Genomic DNA, 15,500 nt, shown 5'->3' with positions numbered 1-15,500 from the left:
CAGCGCGAGATCTTGTTATTGAACAAGCATTATCACTCGCAGAATATCTTCTGGATTACCAAACTCAACGTTAGTTTTCATCCCAGTAGTGAAAAAAGAACCGGCTCTGAGGCCGGTTTTTTTAGTTTGCGAGGAAAAAGTTGTACGAGGGCGTCTTACTGACGTCCTTCCATTGGTAGCCAAGGTCTCTGAGGTGAGAGGAAAATTCCAGCAAATCCTTGTCTTCCAGTTCAAAACCACAGAGAACTCGGCCGTAATCAGAGCCATGGTTGCGATAGTTGAACAGGCTGATATTCCAATGGGTTCCCAACGTGTTGAGAAACTTGATGAGCGCGCCGGGATATTCAGGAAACTCAAAGCTATAAAGCTTCTCGTTAAGCGGCTTCGATGGCTTGCCACCAATCATGTAGCGGACATGGACTTTTGCCATTTCATCGTCTGACAGATCAACGACGGGGTAGCCAGCCTGCTGCAGGTCAACCATGATGGCATCCAGTTCTTCCTGTCCGTTGAGTAGTCTGACACCGACAAAAATATTTGCGTCAGCATTATCGCTGTGCCGATAGTTGAACTCGGTCACTGCTCGGCCACCCAGAACATGACAAAACTCGAGAAAAGCGCCTGTCCGCTCTGGAATCGTAACAGCCAGCAAACCTTCCCGTTTTTCACCCAGTTCAGCACGTTCAGACACGTAACGTAACGAATGGAAGTTAGTATTTGCTCCTGACAGCACGTTAACAAGGTTTTTCCCGGTCAACTGATGTGTTTCAACATACTGTTTGAGTCCGGCCAGTGACAGAGCACCTGAGGGCTCTGAGATAGCACGGGTATCCTCGAAGATATCTTTGACTGCAGCACAAATCTCATCACTGGATACGGTGATCACATCATCCAAATACTGATGACAAAGCCTGAACGTTTCGTCACCAATACGCTTGACGGCCACACCGTCGGCAAAGGTGCCGACATTATCGAGCACCACCGGATAGCCTTTGTCCATTGCTGCTTTGAGGCAGGCAGACTCCTCAGCTTCAACACCTATCACTTTGATTTGGGGCATCAGCTGTTTTATCAGTACGGAGACGCCTGCGGCGATACCACCGCCACCCACAGGCACAAACACATAATCCATATGACCATTTTGCTGAAGCATTTCCATTCCCAGAGTGCCCTGTCCGGCAATCACAGCCGGATGGTCAAAGGGAGGGATAAAGGTGAAGCCGTGCTCGTCCGCCAGCTCCTGTGCACGGCCTTTGGCTTCGTCAAAGTTGCTGCCGTGAAGCACAACATTCCCACCGAAGCTTCGTACCGCATCAACTTTAATAGCTGGTGTTGTACGCGGCATAACAATGGTCGCTTCAACGCCCAACTGATTCCCAGACAGTGCGACACCTTGTGCATGATTACCCGCAGAGGCAGCGATTACCCCCGCCTGTTTCTGCTCGTCTGTCAGCTGCGCCATCATGTTGTAGGCACCACGAACCTTAAATGAATGAACAGGCTGTCTGTCTTCCCGTTTGAGCTGAATATGGTTATTCAGCCGAGAAGACAATCTCGGCATATCCTGCAGTGGTGAGACGATGGCTGCTTCATACACGGGGGCTCTCAGGATCTCTCTCAGATAATCTGCCCCGGTGGGTAGTGCGATTGATTCCCTGCGTGTTGCCTGACTCATGATTTATTCCTCAAGCTTACTTTTATCGCGAACGGCGCCTTTGTCCGCACTGGTTGCCATGCTAGCATAGGCTTTAAGAGCAAAAGAGACCTGACGTTTTCTGTTGGCTGGCTTCCAACCTATCTCGTCCAGTTTCTGTGCACGACGCGCAAGCTCCTGTTCATCTACTTCGAGCACAATGCTGCGGTTAGGAATATCGATGGCAATAATGTCGCCCTGCTCGACGAGTGCTATGGTTCCGCCATTTGCTGCCTCTGGAGAGACGTGACCAATTGACAATCCACTGGTACCTCCGGAGAAGCGACCATCGGTCAGCAGGGCACATTCTTTACCTAATCCCATCGATTTCAGGTAAGTCGTTGGGTAAAGCATTTCCTGCATACCCGGACCGCCTTTTGGCCCTTCATAGCGGATAACAACCACTTCGCCCGATTTTACTTCGCTGGAAAGAATGCCGTTAACGGCGTCATCCTGACTCTCAAATACATGAGCAGGGCCGCGGAAAACCAGATTGTCTTTATCGACACTCGCGGTTTTTACGATACAGCCATCGAGGGCAATGTTGCCTGATAGCACCGCCAGACCGCCGTCCTGACTGAATGCATTTTCTTTGGTGCGTATACAGCCATTCTCACGGTCATTGTCGACCGTGTCCCAACGACAGTCCTGCGAGAACGCCTTGGTGGTTCTGATCCCCGCTGGGCCTGCGCGGTAGAAAGAATCTATGGCCTCGTTTTCGGTCACCATGATGTCGTATTCTTTCAAGGTGTCAGCCAGTGTTTTACCCAGTACATTATTGACTGAAGTGTTGAGCAGGTTTGCACGTCCCAGCTCCCCTAAAATGCCATAAACGCCACCCGCGCGATGCACGTCTTCCATATGATATTTCTGGGTTGATGGTGCCACTTTACAGAGGTGCGGTACGATGCGGGACATGCGGTCAATGTCTGACATGTTGAAATCGACACCGCCTTCCTGAGCTGCCGCCAACAAGTGGAGAACAGTATTGGTTGAACCGCCCATGGCGATATCAAGTGCCATAGCGTTTTCAAACGCTTGCTTGGTGGCAATATTACGTGGCAGCGCAGTCTCATCGTCCTGCTCATAGTAACGTTTGGTTAGCTCAACCACGCGTTGACCGGCTGTCCTAAACAGCGTTTCGCGGTCTGCGTGGGTCGCCAGCAGTGAACCGTTACCGGGTTGACTGAGACCAAGGGCCTCGGTGAGGCAGTTCATGGAGTTGGCGGTGAACATACCCGAACAGGAACCGCATGTTGGACAGGCTGATCGTTCGATCTGCTCGCTTTGTTCGTCTGACACGTTTGGATCCGCGCCTTGGATCATTGCATCAACCAGATCGAGCTTGAGGATTTGATCCGATAGCTTGGTCTTGCCTGCTTCCATTGGGCCACCTGACACGAAGATGGCTGGAATATTAAGTCGCATTGCAGCCATCAACATTCCGGGAGTGATCTTGTCGCAGTTGGAGATACACACCATGGCGTCAGCACAGTGCGCGTTGACCATATACTCGACAGAATCAGCGATAAGCTCGCGTGATGGCAGACTGTAAAGCATGCCGCCGTGACCCATGGCGATGCCGTCATCGACGGCAATGGTATTGAATTCTTTGGCGATACCGCCTGCTTTCTCAATTTCCCCCGCGACCAGCTGTCCCAAGTCTTTAAGGTGGACGTGTCCGGGAACGAATTGAGTGAATGAGTTTACGACGGCAATGATAGGTTTACCGAAGTCTTCATCTTTTACGCCAGTTGCACGCCACAATGCGCGTGCTCCGGCCATATTCCTACCGTGAGTGGTGGTGGATGAACGATATTTTGGCATGATACTTCTCCCTGACTTATCTGTCTGCAGCCGGGGAAACAGGATCAAGCCAGCCCCATTTGTCTTCTGTTTTGCCATTGAACAAACCAAAGAATGTGGCCTGTAACTCTTCGGTGATCGGACCGCGTTTTCCATTGCCAACTTCAATCTGATCAACACTTCTTACCGGTACCATCTCTGCTGCCGTGCCTGTCATAAAGACTTCGTCAGCAAGGTACAGAGCTTCACGGGCAATAGGCTCTTCGCGCACTTCGTACCCGGCTTCCCGTGCCAGTACCATAATGGTATCTCGCGTTATACCCGGCAGTATTGCGCTGGTGGCCGGTGGGGTGTAAATGACGCCACCCTTAATCATAAAGAGGTTTTCACCCGCACCTTCAGACAGGTAACCACGCACATCAAGCGCGATACCTTCAGCATAGCCATGGCGTCTCGCTTCGCCACCCACCAGCAAGCTGGATAGGTAGTTTCCGCCCGCTTTTGCGGCGGTAGGTATAGTGTTAGGTGCTGCGCGGTTCCAGCTTGATACCATGGCATCAACGCCATTTGCCAGCGCTTCTTCACCTAGGTATGAACCCCAGGCAAAAGCCGCAATGATCAGGTCCATTTTTGTTTCCGGCGGAGGGCAAACACCTAACCCAACATCACCGACAAAACCCAGCGGACGGATGTAAGCAGAATTGAGCTTGTTAGCTACCAGTGTATGACGGCAGGCTTCCATCAGCTCGTCCACGCTATATGGAATAGGGAAGCGATAGATTTTTGCACTGTCTTTCAAGCGCTGCATGTGCTCACGGTGGCGAAACACCACGGGGCCATTTGGCGTGTCATAGCATCGAATGCCTTCAAATACAGAGGTACCGTAGTGAAGGGCGTGTGACAGTACATGCACCGTGGCTTGATGCCATGGGACCAGCTCTCCATTCGACCAGATAAATTCCGAAGTGTTTGCCATTTTTGTAGTCCTTTTTATTTTTTAGTCCAGCGCTTCAACTTGCTGGGACGCTAATCTTACTTGGGTAATGTCCCATAATTTGTCCAGTTGGTGATAAAGCGTGTCAATTGACCGGATGCTTTCAACTGTAAGACGGATTTGTACGTTATTTTGCTCGTCCTGTCGGTGATGCATATCTACTGTCCTGAGCGTGAAACCACGGTGGCGCACAACACGAAGAATACGCTCCACCAGCTCAGGTTTATCGTGAGCATCGATTACAAGTGTATGTGTCTTTTTCATGTTGTCTCCAGCATATCTTGGTTTGCAGCACCCGGCGGCACCAGTGGCCACACGTTTTCTTCCTCAGAAATCTTCACATGGAGCAGGTAAGCTGTTTCGCTTTTCAGCATTTCTTCCAGTGCTGGCTGCACTTCCTCTTTTGTGGTGATGGTTTTTCCGGGAATATCAAAAGCACTGGCCAGTGTGACAAAATCTGGGTTGTCTGACAGGTTGGTCTCGCTATAGTCGTTTCGAAAACAATTCCTGCCACTGTCTGACCATGCCGAGACGCTGATTATCTAACAGCACAATTTTGACTGGGATATTACGTCGCTTCAGTGTCCCCAGTTCCTGCACATTCATCATGAATGAACCATCACCGGATACCAGTACTGACTGGTCGTCTGGGCGGGCGACTTGAGCACCCATCGCAGCGGGGAGACCGAAGCCCATCGTACCAAGCCCGGCAGAGGTGAGCAGGTTCTCAGGACGTCTAGGGCTGACATGCTGTGCCACCCACATTTGATGCTGACCGACATCGGTGCTGACCACAGTCGTGTCCGGCATAGCTTCCGATAACTGCTTGAGTAGCAAAGGGGCAAAAATGGCTTCGCCCGGGTGATCGTAACGCCAGCCAAAGTCTGCTTTCATTGTCTCGACATCCTGTTGCCATTGGCTGATGTCTTCTGGCTCGCCAAGGTGAGGGATGACCTGATTTAACTCGCCTCGCAGGGCGACATTGGCGCGGCGCAGTTTATTAAATTCTGCCGCATCGATATCGATATGAATGATATTTGCGTGTGGAGCGAAGGTATCTAATTTTCCTGTGACCCTATCATCAAAGCGGGCACCTATGGCGATCAGCAAGTCTGACTCTTGCACTGCAAGGTTAGCGGCTTTGGTTCCGTGCATCCCCAGCATACCAAGGTGATAGGGATAGGCTGGATCTAAAGTACCGAGCGCTTTGAGCGTAGTTGTCGCCGGTATTTGAGTATGGCTGAGGTACTCTCGCAGTGTATCAGTGGCATTCGCCATCTGTACGCCGCCGCCGATGTATACGACCGGACGTTTACTGGCAGAGATCAGGGCATTGGCATTTTCAAACTGAGTGAATTCAGGAAGTGGCAGGGTGGGCAATGTCACGGGGCTCGCGACATCCTGACCTATGGCTGCCAGTTGCACATCTTTGGCAATATCAACCAATACAGGGCCAGGTCTTCCCTCTTTTGCCACAGCGAAGGCTTCCGCCATGACAGATGCAAGATCAGCTGTGTCTGTCACCAGATAACTTTGCTTGGTGCAGGCCAGTGATAACCCGAGAACATCAATCTCCTGAAAGGCATCCGTACCAATCAGTGGGCTGGCAACCTGACCAGTGATGGCGACGACTGGCACTGAATCAAGCATGGCATCAGCCAGTCCGGTAATGAGGTTTGTCGCTCCCGGTCCCGAGGTAGCCAGACAAACGCCTACGCCGCCGGTTGATCGGGCATAACCGATGGCAGCAATCGCCGCGCCTTGTTCGTGTCGGCACAGAATATGTTCCACACCGCCATCATAAAGAGCATCGTAGACGGGCATGATGGCACCGCCGGGATATCCAAAAATGGTTGATACACCCTGCTGCCTCAATGCAGCGACAACATGTTGTGCTCCTGTCATGCTCATACCGCCCCCTTTGGGTCTTCGGATTTATCTGGCAATGCTGATGGCTTGTTGTGCTTTTTTTCCATGCGCCCACTTCCTTTTACTGCATGAATGGCTAAAAAAAAGCCCCCGGACCTTTTGAGTGCGGGGGCTGTTTGCAATTCTTTGTCTTACCGTTTGCCTGAGCCAGCCCCTCGCGGTATCACCACCACGATAATTGAGATAATAATCACTAGAGCTAGGGTCAGGTATTTCATCTACGTTAAGTCAACTTTCTGCTGATGTGCATTCTTATACACTAGAACTATCACAGACATTGGTCGCATGACAAGTAAAAAGTATTCGATATCTATAAGTAATTTAAGCCTAATGCAAAACAATTACTCAATATGTTTCATATTTAATAATCTTAGGTGGATATCTGCAATGACTCTAGCAATCGTCCAGAGCCGCGCCTGTGTTGGGGTTAGCGCCCCTCAGGTTACTGTCGAAGTGCACATCAGCAATGGTTTGCCCGCGTTTACTTTGGTAGGTCTTGCAGAGACAACGGTGAAAGAAGCTCGCGACAGAGTCCGAAGCGCTATTGTTAACTCGGGATTTGAGTTTCCGTCGCGACGAATTACGGTCAACCTTGCGCCTGCTGATCTGCCAAAGGAAGGTGGGCGATTCGATTTACCCATTGCATTGGGAATACTTGCTGCATCAGGCCAGTTACCGATGAACAAACTGGGAGGGACCGAGTTCGTCGGCGAACTTGCATTGTCGGGCGAGTTACGCGCTGTGAATGGGGCAATACCAGCGGCAGTGGCGTGTAAAAATAGCGGCAGAACACTCGTGGTGCCGGACGGTAACGGGAGTCAGGTTGCATTAATTGGTCGTGATATCCATGTGTCTGCACCCGATCTGATTAATGTCAGCCAATATCTTTGTGGTCAAAAGCAGCTAACCCTTCATGAACAGGCAGAGCCCGAGACGCAGGATGAACCTGAACGCATCCAGCGTTGCCTCAGCGATATTATTGGTCAACATCAGGGAAAAAGGGCCCTGGAAATTGCTGCGGCAGGTAGCCATAACCTACTATTTATCGGCCCTCCGGGTACGGGAAAAACCATGTTGGCGTCTAGAATGCCTGACCTACTTCCACCGATGGACCCACAAGAAGCACTTCAGACCGCAGCAGTAACCTCTTTAACCCACCAACCTCTCAATGAGGGCAACTGGCTCAGACGACCATTTCGAACGCCTCACCATTCATGCTCAATGGCGGCGCTAGTTGGGGGAGGGACACAGCCTAAACCCGGTGAAATCTCATTAGCGCACAATGGCATTTTATTTTTGGATGAGTTACCCGAGTTTGAACGCAAGGTGTTGGATTCATTGCGCGAGCCGCTTGAGTCGGGAGAAATTGTTATCTCCCGTGCCAGCGGTAAAACCTGTTTCCCCGCGCGTTTTCAACTGATTGGTGCACTTAATCCGAGCCCAACCGGTCATTATGAGGGCCCATTGTCCCGCTCAAATCCTCAGGCCGTGTTGCGTTACTTAAATCGATTGTCTGGCCCATTTCTTGACCGCTTTGATTTATCGATAGAAATCCCAGCTTTACCAAGGGGAACGCTGGCGGATGGCGGCGATAGAGGGGAGTCTACGGAGGCTGTCCGCCAGCGGGTGGCTGAGGCCAGACAACGTATGCAGTTCAGACAGGGCAAGGTCAATTGTTTGCTGGGCAGCCGTGAAATTGAGCAATACTGTGCTCTGTCTCGGGACGATGCAGATTTTCTTGAGACGGCTCTTCATCGCCTCGGACTATCAATTCGTGCTTATCACCGCATTATCAAAGTGGCACGCACGATCGCTGATCTCAATGGAGAGATGGAGATCTGCCGTGCCCACCTTGCCGAGGCGCTAGGGTACCGTTCAATGGATCGCCTGATGAAACAACTTACTCAAATGGTGAGTTAATCATTCCCCTAAATGAGAATCTTTTTTTCCAATTGTCGCTGTGCAAAAACCTGATGGTTAAATGGTGTTTTATAAATTGAAACAGTATTATCCTCGGTTATTCGTTAGATTGCTCACAACAAGATTTACCGGGAAGTAATTGTGATCCTCATCATTAACACTCTTTTATTGTGCCTAAATACTGCTGTCAGCTCAGTGTTGATATGTGGTCTGGCACTTATCAAAGCAGTTTTACCTATTCCGTTGGTACAACGACCAGTGACCCGCGCCTGCAATTACATTATGTGGGTTTGGAGCGGGCTTAACCATAAGCTGATTGATGTAACTTCCCGGGATCTGGAGTGGGACGTTCAAGGCGGAGAAGGGCTGAGTAAGGAACAATGGTATTTACTCATTGCCAACCACCTCAGTTGGGCTGACATCGTGGTTATCTTTTGCGTGTTCCGCAACCGGATACCTATGGCCAAGTTCTTCATCAAACAGGAACTATTGTATGTGCCATTTCTCGGTTTAGCCTGCTGGGCGGTGGACATGCCTTTTATGAAGCGATACTCGCGTAATTACTTGCTGCGGCATCCGGAAAAGCGGGGTGAAGATCTGAAAACAACCCGTCGTTCCTGTGCCAAGTTTAAGTCTACTCCCACGACAGTGGTTAATTTCGTTGAAGGTACCCGCTTTACCGAAGAAAAACAGCAAACATCGAAATCGCCTTATGGGCACTTGCTGCCAGCTAAAACGGGTGGTGTGTCATACACTCTCGGTGCTATGGGGGAGCAGTTTGACGGTATTGTAAATGTCACACTGGCTTACCCTGATAATCGTGCATTCCCGTTCAGGGATTTAGTCGGTGGAAAAATGGGACGCATTGTCGTGCGTATCGACGTACTGCCTGTTGAGCCTGCACTGGTGGGTGACAATATTCAGGATAAAGGATTCAAGAAAGAATTCAGGTGTTGGCTCGATGCGTTGTGGCAGCAAAAAGACCAGGATCTTGAGTTGATTTATGGCCAGACGGAAAAAGTGCCGGAAGTGAAAACGGTGGTCCAGAATTGACCGTGCAATAACAACAAAAAAAGGAGCCAGAAGCTCCTTTTTTATTTATTGGTGCAGGATGACAGCTATTTTTTCAGCAGGAAGTCGACCAGTTCAATGTATTCATCCAGCGACTTAATGGTTTTTGGCGTCAGGTAGTATTTCCCATTAACAATCACAGCAGGCACGCCTGTCAGGCCAGTGCTTTCAAATGCTTTGTCGAAACGTGAAGCCATAGAATTAACTGCGAAACTGTTATAAACACCGTCGAATTCCTTCGCATCAACGCCATTGTCGAGGAATATCTGACGAATTTCCTCGGCGGAACGAGGTGGCTTTCTGAGGGTTTGAATTCGCTCAAAAATCACAGGTATCATCTTATCGTCCACTTTAAGCAGCTCAGCGGCAGCCAGTGCTTTACTTAGCTCAGGCCCCATTTTTCCGCCCATGAACGAGACGTGTTGTTTAATCACACGAGTATTTTCTGGCAGTCTTGGCTCAAGTGCATTCATCAATGCCTGATTGCGGAAGCAGTGAGGGCAGTAAAATGAGAAGAACTCAGTAACTGACGGGGTGTTGTCACTGTAAAGCGGAGTGGCCATATCGAGAATTTGATAATCCTCCCCGGCTTTGAATCGCTCTGCGTGGGCGGTAAAGGCAACCAGTACCAGTGAGAAAAGGGCTATAATTTTTTTCAGCATTGTTGATGCTCTCCGTATACTCAACAGAACCATTACCACTGCGGTGACAGGGATAACGGCGACTCTTGTAAAGCGGCCAGTTGTTCTTTGAAGCCTAGTACCTGACCTTCCCAGTATTTTGCATCAGCAAACCATGGAAATGCACGAGGAAAAGCAGGATCCTGCCATCTTCTCGCTAGCCAGGCCATATAATATACCATCCTCATACCTCTGAGTACTTCAAGCAGGGGGAGCTGCGAAGTAGGAAAATCGTGGAATTCACTGTAGGCTTCTACCAAGGTATCCAATTGGGCCGTTCTTTCCTGTCTGTCACCGCTGAGCATCATCCACAGATCCTGCACCACAGGGCCATTTCTCGCATCATCCAGATCGACAAAGAAGGGGCCGTCACGCCACAGGATATTACTTGGATGACAATCTCCATGCAGTCTGATCATATCTACATCCTGCCAGCGTGATGTCAGCTCAGTGATCAAGAAGTCCAAGTCAGTAAAAAAGCTTTGCTCAAGGTGAGACGGGATAAAGTCACTTTGTTGCAACAGCGCACGGGGCTTCTTGAGGTACTCATCAAGACTCATAGATGGACGGTGCTGAAATGTCTTCCGACTGCCAATCTGATGGATACGGCCCAAAAAGCGGCCCGCCATTTCAAGCTGGTCCCAGTTATCAACTTCAAAGCTTCTGCCACCGACGCTCGGGAAAAGAGCGAATGCATAGCCTTTGTGTTCAAACAAACTTTCTCCATCCCGCTTGATGGGTGTGACAACGGGCACTTCTGCCTCTTCCAGTTCAAAAGCGAAGTCGTGCTCCTCTTGAATCTGTTCAGCACTCCAGCGTTGTGGGCGATATACCTTGGTGACATAGCGTTTTTGATCATCAGCCAAAAACTGGTAAACGCGATTCTCGTAACTGTTCAGCGGTAATAAGCCAGACTCTGGCCTGACACCAACCGATTCGAGAGCGTCGAGGAGCATATCCGGTGTCAGTTGGTCGAAAGTAAACTGCGCTTGGCTCATAAAGACTATTCATTATTTGAGTGATGGGCCGATGGTAGCAGAATGTACAACGGGTCGGGATCATAAACTCAAAAATGAATGGGTAAGGGTGGTTGCATCACGCGAAACGATCTCTAATGAACAGAAAATAGGTCTGTCGGGACGATATCTACTCCATTGATGCCTATAGTCTGCCGATAAAGCGGCTCTCCGTTTTTATGCTTTTTTTATTCTTGCCCGACTGGCGCTCAAGAATGAAATAAATAGGTAAGATTGATTGCTCCATCTCAAAGGGATCAACACCCAGACTGATGGGTAGGTCAAAGATCTCACCGCTTTCAACCGTGACCTTTTGTCTCCCGTACCACTCGACGTCCTTAAGCCCATTCACTGAGAGATGATAGGTTTCAGTTTGCTGAGTCTTATTAATAATTTTCAGGGTATAGGTATTTTCAAGCAGCCCTTCTGGGTTCATTCGAGACAACTGTGCTCTATCCCGGCTTACGTCAAGTTGCATTGGCTGTAGTGCTTTTATCTGAAGCATAAAAAAGCCTGAGATCACCATCATGACTATCCCATAGCCAAGCAGTTTAGGCCGCATGACATCTGTCTTTTGTCCTTTGAGCTTATGTTCAGTGGTAAAGCTGATCAGCCCTTTGGGATAGTGCATTTTTTCCATCGTGTTGTCGCAGGCATCGACACAGGCACCGCAATTAATACACTCGTATTGCAATCCATCACGAATATCAATCCCGGTCGGACAAACCTGCACACACAGGTTGCAATCAATGCAATCTCCGAGTCCAAGAGTTTTCGGATCCTGTTTACGGGAGCGGGGACCACGCGATTCACCCCGTTTTTCATCGTAGCCCACGATGAAAGTATCTTTGTCGAACATCACAGACTGAAAACGAGCATAGGGACAGATGTGAATGCACATTATTGAGCGCATCCAGCCAGCGTTGCCGTAGGTGCAAGCAGAGAAAAATACGACCCAGAATCCTGTCCAGAAACCGGTGTTGAGGGTCAAAAAATCCACCATCAGGCTTTTGATTGGCACGAAGTAACCGACAAAAGTCAGGCCAGTGATCAGGGAAACGCCTCCCCAGCCAAGATGTTTCAGGGTTTTTCTTATCGCCAAAGCCGGGGTGAGAGGGCTTTCATCTTGCTTGCGACGTTTGTTGGCTGCGCCCTCCAGTTTTTCCTCAAACCAGATAAAAATGAATGTCCAGACGGTCTGTGGACAGAGAAATCCGCACCATACGCGACCGAGAAAGGTAGTGACAAAGAAGAGGCCGAACGCGCTGAGAACAAACACTGTCGCCAGCAAAGTGAGATCCTGAGGCCATAGCGTGGTGCCAAAAAAAGAGAATTGTTGTTTGCTGATGTCGAGCAGAATCGCTTGTCTGTCACCGTAGGGAATCCACGGGATCAGCAAAAAAAGTAGCATAAAAACCCAACCCATCCGGTTTCGCAGTTTTTGATAAATGCCGGATGCGGCTCTGACATAAATACGATTTCCCGGGTTAAATCTATCCCCGCCTGTTTTGTGAGTTTTTGGGTTGAACTCCTTTGGAGTGACGTCTTTGACGTTTATTTTATCCTCGCTCATGATCGCTTCCTTGAGCATACGGACTCATATCCGTTTAACTTCGACGTGCTAATTCTTTGCCAGCATCGCTTTAATAATAGTCTGGCGAGTATATATCAGTTTATTTTCAGTCAACGTTTGCGGGGTCAAAAAACGCTTTTTTAGTGAGCGAAGACTTAATGGTGAGAGATGTTCCCTGAATGCATTACTGGCAATCAGGGAACCATCTGCGAGGGCTATGTGTTTACGCAGCCTTTGCAGGCGTGGAGTCTTCGGCCTTGTCAGTCATTTCTAATGGCTCTTTATTTTGCGTTACGGGTGTTCTGGCATAGCTGGATGAACGTCGACGTGACGGTGACGGAGCTTGACGATGTGGACGAGCAAAAAATGTTGGCATGGTGTTTTCTCTGTGAATCCATCCATGGTAAACGGGTTGAATACACTGAAGATAACTTTCCCTCATTGGTTAGACTTCGGTGCAAAATTTAGGCGCGGAATGTATCAGAAAAACAGTGGTCAAAAAAGAAGCGCTTTGGCTTTTTCCCCGAGAAGTATTGTAAAAATATGATGACGATTTTTCGGGGAATCGACAAGGTGACGCCATGATTGACTGGTACTTTACAGAAAATTGAGACTCTTTTTTTTCTCCAGCGTGTGACATACTCAAAACGTTTTGAAACCTGAGGGAGCAATAAATGATGACCGTCTCAACCGACACAAATGTCGGATATTCGTTCAAAGAAGAGCTGGCCAGCAGTATCAGCCATGCGTTAGGTGTGATATTTGGTATTGTTGCCTTGGTAATGATGGTCAGCAAAGCCATGGAACTTGAGGCTGGCGGGTTGGCGATAACCAGTTACAGTATTTATGGTGCCAGTATTATTATCCTCTATCTGGCTTCCACGCTTTACCATTCCATCCCTTTCGAAAAAGCAAAACGTGCGCTGAAAACCTTTGATCATTGCGCCATCTTCCTGCTCATTGCAGGTACATATACTCCCTTTATGTTGGTGAGTCTTGGTACGCCTCTGGCTATGGTAGTGATGACGGTGATCTGGTTATTGGCGCTGGTGGGCATACTGGCGAAAGTTGCCTTTGTCTACCGGTTCAAAACGCTGTCTTTGATCATGTATCTGGCGATGGGGTGGATGTCACTGGTCGTGATTTATCAACTGTATCTGTCGCTGGCGATTGGCGGGCTGGTGCTGCTTGCCTCTGGTGGTCTGGTGTATTCGTTGGGCGTGATTTTTTACGTTAAACGCAGTATCCCTTTTAATCATGCTATTTGGCATCTGTTTGTGCTCGGGGGAACTGTGCTGCACTTTCTGGCGGTCTATCTTTATGTCGTCGCCCCTTAGTACCATAAATTCTGGCGCGTCAGTCGCGCCAGAATGCAGGAAACAACAGGACCAGCACGGTCAGTATCTCAAGCCTACCCATTAACATTCCCAGACTCAGCACCCATTTTGCGGTATCCGATAACCCGGCGAAGTTGCCTGTCGGCCCAATTTCACTGCCCATTCCCGGCCCTACATTGGCGACGGCTGTCATTGCAGCACTGAAGCTGGTGATGCCATCCAGACCCGTGGCGGCCAGAATCATCGCGATCACCAGAATCGTCAGGAAGTATGTGATTGCAAACGCAACGACAGATCGCACAATTTCCTCATTGACCGGACGCCTGTTGTAACGCTGAACAAATACCCCTGATGGGTGCACCAGTTGATTGATATGTTTGCGTAAAAGCGCAAAAGCGACCTGAAAACGGAATATTTTGGCACCGCCTGCTGTTGACCCAGAGCAGCCGCCGACAATCATCATGAAGGCGAATACCACCGAGGTGAAAGGCCCCCACGCCGTGAAGTCATCGAGGCCAAAGCCGGTTGAGGTGATCACTGAGATAATATTAAACAAGGAGACTCTCACAGCGTCGCTGATACTGTAATTCTGTTTAGTGACCAGCCAAAGCGCGACCAGAAAGCTGGCAAAGACGACCAATTTGGCAAAGCCCCTGATTTGGGCGTCATTGAGCAGGTCTTTCAGCGTCTTTCGCCGCATTGCCTGTATGAATAGCAGAAAAGGCAAGCCGCCGGCGAACATGAACACAATAGCAACCCAGTGTGCGGAATGGGAGAAGTGGTTCATTGAGCCATCGGAGGTGGAGTAACCTCCGGTGGACAGTGTCGTCAGGGCATGATTAACCGCCTCAAAGGCGGTCATCCCTGTCATCCAGTAGGCAATAAAGCACATCAAGGTCAGGATGACGTAAACCAGCATAATACTGGTGGCGACACTTTTGGTTCTGGGACTCGACTTGGCTGACCAGTCAGAGGACTCTGTGTGGAAGAGCTTCATCCCGCCGACGTTGAGAAAAGGCAGTATGGCTACACCCATCACGATAAAGCCGATCCCGCCCAGCCACTGAAGAGTTGAACGCCAAAGCAGGATGGCGGGAGACATAGTATCAAGACCACTGAGCACCGTAGAGCCTGTGGTGGTTATCCCCGACATGGTTTCAAAATAGGCATTGGTGAAACTGATGTGATTGATAAACACAAACGGCAGAGCAGCAAAGGCGCTGGCTATTAGCCACACGGTCGTTGTCAGTAAAAACATCTCACGGGTGTTGAGCCGGAAATTGCGGGTTTTACCCAGTGTCAGGCAGACAAAAGCCGCAGAGTGGGTGATAGCGACGGCAAGCGCAAAACTCAAAAAACCCTGAGTGCCTGTAACCAACGCCAGTATAGTGGGTACATACATAAAAAGGGCGATCTTGGATAAGACCAGCCCGATAACAAATAAGACAGGTTTGAAATTAACCATTATTCGATATTTTGTC

Annotated in this window: 12 protein-coding genes and 1 pseudogene; 4 read left to right on the top strand and 9 right to left on the bottom strand. The window is 49.4% G+C overall.

The window, feature by feature from the left end; translation table 11 throughout:
• Positions 1-121: 121 nt before the first annotated feature.
• The 5 genes and pseudogenes from ilvA to ilvG form a co-directional block, all read right to left on the bottom strand.
• Positions 122-1,675 carry a threonine ammonia-lyase, biosynthetic gene (gene ilvA, locus A8L45_RS14370; protein WP_068903470.1) on the bottom strand — a complete coding sequence of 518 codons (1,554 nt, stop codon included), beginning with the start codon at positions 1,673-1,675 and terminating at the stop codon, positions 122-124.
• A gap of 3 nt (positions 1,676-1,678) precedes the next feature.
• Complete coding sequence (gene ilvD / locus A8L45_RS14365; RefSeq protein ID WP_068903469.1) at positions 1,679-3,520, bottom strand: dihydroxy-acid dehydratase; 1,842 nt, start codon at positions 3,518-3,520, stop codon at positions 1,679-1,681.
• Between the two features lie 16 nt (positions 3,521-3,536).
• Positions 3,537-4,475, bottom strand: coding sequence for a branched-chain amino acid transaminase (locus A8L45_RS14360; RefSeq protein WP_068903467.1), 939 nt, complete (start codon positions 4,473-4,475; stop codon positions 3,537-3,539).
• A gap of 21 nt (positions 4,476-4,496) precedes the next feature.
• Positions 4,497-4,757 carry an acetolactate synthase 2 small subunit gene (gene ilvM / locus A8L45_RS14355; protein ID WP_068903465.1) on the bottom strand — a complete coding sequence of 87 codons (261 nt, stop codon included), beginning with the start codon at positions 4,755-4,757 and terminating at the stop codon, positions 4,497-4,499.
• Positions 4,754-6,398 (bottom strand): annotated as a pseudogene (ilvG, locus tag A8L45_RS14350) (acetolactate synthase 2 catalytic subunit). Before ilvG ends, ilvM begins: the two are co-directional and overlap by 4 nt.
• Before the next feature lie 411 nt (positions 6,399-6,809).
• Here ilvG and A8L45_RS14345 point away from each other — a divergent pair.
• Positions 6,810-8,342, top strand: a complete 1,533-nt coding sequence (locus A8L45_RS14345) for a YifB family Mg chelatase-like AAA ATPase (protein WP_068903463.1) — start codon at positions 6,810-6,812, stop codon at positions 8,340-8,342.
• A 141-nt stretch (positions 8,343-8,483) separates the two neighbouring features.
• Positions 8,484-9,395, top strand: coding sequence for a 1-acylglycerol-3-phosphate O-acyltransferase, YihG family (gene yihG, locus A8L45_RS14340; protein ID WP_083228351.1), 912 nt, complete (start codon positions 8,484-8,486; stop codon positions 9,393-9,395).
• A 65-nt stretch (positions 9,396-9,460) separates the two neighbouring features.
• Here the strand turns inward: yihG and A8L45_RS14335 are convergent, their stop codons facing one another.
• The 3 genes from A8L45_RS14335 to ccoG form a co-directional block, all read right to left on the bottom strand.
• Complete coding sequence (locus A8L45_RS14335) at positions 9,461-10,072, bottom strand: thiol:disulfide interchange protein DsbA/DsbL (RefSeq protein WP_175401993.1); 612 nt, start codon at positions 10,070-10,072, stop codon at positions 9,461-9,463.
• A 35-nt stretch (positions 10,073-10,107) separates the two neighbouring features.
• Positions 10,108-11,091 (bottom strand): serine/threonine protein kinase, encoded by a 984-nt coding sequence (locus tag A8L45_RS14330; RefSeq protein ID WP_068903456.1) that lies wholly within the window; start codon positions 11,089-11,091, stop codon positions 10,108-10,110.
• Positions 11,092-11,254: 163 nt separating this feature from the next.
• Positions 11,255-12,682 carry a cytochrome c oxidase accessory protein CcoG gene (gene ccoG, locus A8L45_RS14325; RefSeq protein WP_068903454.1) on the bottom strand — a complete coding sequence of 476 codons (1,428 nt, stop codon included), beginning with the start codon at positions 12,680-12,682 and terminating at the stop codon, positions 11,255-11,257.
• Between the two features lie 168 nt (positions 12,683-12,850).
• On the opposite strand from ccoG, the gene A8L45_RS14320 reads away from it, so the two are divergent.
• Both A8L45_RS14320 and trhA read left to right on the top strand, forming a co-directional pair.
• A complete protein-coding gene (locus A8L45_RS14320) occupies positions 12,851-13,150 on the top strand; it encodes a hypothetical protein (RefSeq protein ID WP_068903452.1) in 300 nt (99 codons plus the stop codon).
• A 209-nt stretch (positions 13,151-13,359) separates the two neighbouring features.
• The gene (gene trhA / locus A8L45_RS14315; RefSeq protein ID WP_068903550.1) at positions 13,360-14,019 is read left to right on the top strand and encodes a PAQR family membrane homeostasis protein TrhA; all 660 of its coding nucleotides are present in this window, start codon (positions 13,360-13,362) and stop codon (positions 14,017-14,019) included.
• A gap of 19 nt (positions 14,020-14,038) precedes the next feature.
• Here the strand turns inward: trhA and A8L45_RS14310 are convergent, their stop codons facing one another.
• A complete protein-coding gene (locus tag A8L45_RS14310) occupies positions 14,039-15,484 on the bottom strand; it encodes a TrkH family potassium uptake protein (RefSeq protein ID WP_068903448.1) in 1,446 nt (481 codons plus the stop codon).
• Positions 15,485-15,500 lie beyond the last annotated feature (16 nt).

Source organism: Veronia pacifica (assembly GCF_001707825.1).
Taxonomy (GTDB): Bacteria; Pseudomonadota; Gammaproteobacteria; order Enterobacterales; family Vibrionaceae; genus Veronia; species Veronia pacifica.
This window is presented reverse-complemented; position numbering and strand designations above follow the sequence as displayed.

Excerpts from the sequence above, each read along its gene's own strand:
- ilvA (WP_068903470.1), bottom strand. The coding sequence starts at position 1,675 with ATGAGTCAGGCAACACGCAGGGAATCAATCGCACTACCCACCGGGGCA.
- ilvD (WP_068903469.1), bottom strand. The coding sequence starts at position 3,520 with ATGCCAAAATATCGTTCATCCACCACCACTCACGGTAGGAATATGGCC.
- A8L45_RS14360 (WP_068903467.1), bottom strand. The coding sequence starts at position 4,475 with ATGGCAAACACTTCGGAATTTATCTGGTCGAATGGAGAGCTGGTCCCA.
- ilvM (WP_068903465.1), bottom strand. The coding sequence starts at position 4,757 with ATGAAAAAGACACATACACTTGTAATCGATGCTCACGATAAACCTGAG.
- A8L45_RS14345 (WP_068903463.1), top strand. The coding sequence starts at position 6,810 with ATGACTCTAGCAATCGTCCAGAGCCGCGCCTGTGTTGGGGTTAGCGCC.
- A8L45_RS14330 (WP_068903456.1), bottom strand. The coding sequence starts at position 11,091 with ATGAGCCAAGCGCAGTTTACTTTCGACCAACTGACACCGGATATGCTC.
- ccoG (WP_068903454.1), bottom strand. The coding sequence starts at position 12,682 with ATGAGCGAGGATAAAATAAACGTCAAAGACGTCACTCCAAAGGAGTTC.
- A8L45_RS14320 (WP_068903452.1), top strand. The coding sequence starts at position 12,851 with ATGTTCCCTGAATGCATTACTGGCAATCAGGGAACCATCTGCGAGGGC.
- trhA (WP_068903550.1), top strand. The coding sequence starts at position 13,360 with ATGACCGTCTCAACCGACACAAATGTCGGATATTCGTTCAAAGAAGAG.
- A8L45_RS14310 (WP_068903448.1), bottom strand. The coding sequence starts at position 15,484 with ATGGTTAATTTCAAACCTGTCTTATTTGTTATCGGGCTGGTCTTATCC.